General features: G+C 41.4%; 1 protein-coding gene. It reads left to right on the top strand.

Going from position 1 to position 734, the window contains the following annotated elements; all coding sequences use genetic code 11:
• The first annotated feature begins 199 nt into the window (after positions 1-199).
• A complete protein-coding gene (gene msrB, locus ACT3TU_RS14315) occupies positions 200-625 on the top strand; it encodes a peptide-methionine (R)-S-oxide reductase MsrB (RefSeq protein ID WP_192523386.1) in 426 nt (141 codons plus the stop codon).
• Positions 626-734: the final 109 nt, after the last annotated feature.

Genomic DNA, 734 nt, shown 5'->3' with positions numbered 1-734 from the left:
TTATTTAATTTTAATACTTAGGGCGGTTACTCGGTACTGTGTACATTCTTGTAATGTTTGGCTTGAATAGTTAGTACTTAATCGATATATAAAGTTTATCGTTTTTGCAAAAAACTGGACGATAAAGCCCTAATGGGAGGCTATATAAAAGATAGCAGTCCACACAGCAGATTAGATAATCATTTAATAAGGATAATTTATGCAAGACAATCAACTGAACAAAGAAGAAATCAGTCAACTGACCGATACTGATTGGAAAGAGCGTCTGAGCGCTGACGAGTATCATGTGATGCGTGAAAAGGGCACAGAACGTCCATTCACGGGTGTTTATAATGATGTTGATGACAAAGGTATCTATCGCTGCAAAGGCTGCGGTGCTAAGTTATTCGATGCTGATAGCAAGTTTGATGCAGGTTGTGGCTGGCCAAGTTTCGATCAGGGCATCGATAATAGTGCCATCGATGAGCATGTAGATGATTCGCTAGGTATGCGCCGTACCGAAGTCACTTGTAGCAACTGCGATGCGCATTTAGGCCATGTATTCCCCGATGGACCACGTGAGACCACAGGCATGCGCTATTGCATCAACTCAGTGTCTATCGATTTGGATAAATCTGAGAAGTAATTTGGGCAAATAGTAGAGCATATGTTAGTGTATAGGAAGAAAAGAGTAGGGGGCGCCTGTCGTTTCCCTGCCGGCTTTTATTATTGATTAATGCCAAGCCTTTAATCAA

This window comes from Psychrobacter sp. AOP3-A1-26 (genome assembly GCF_052378235.1).
In the GTDB taxonomy this organism is placed as follows: domain Bacteria; phylum Pseudomonadota; class Gammaproteobacteria; order Pseudomonadales; family Moraxellaceae; genus Psychrobacter.
Note: the sequence above shows the minus strand (reverse complement) of the source record. Positions and strands in the feature narration are given on the sequence as shown.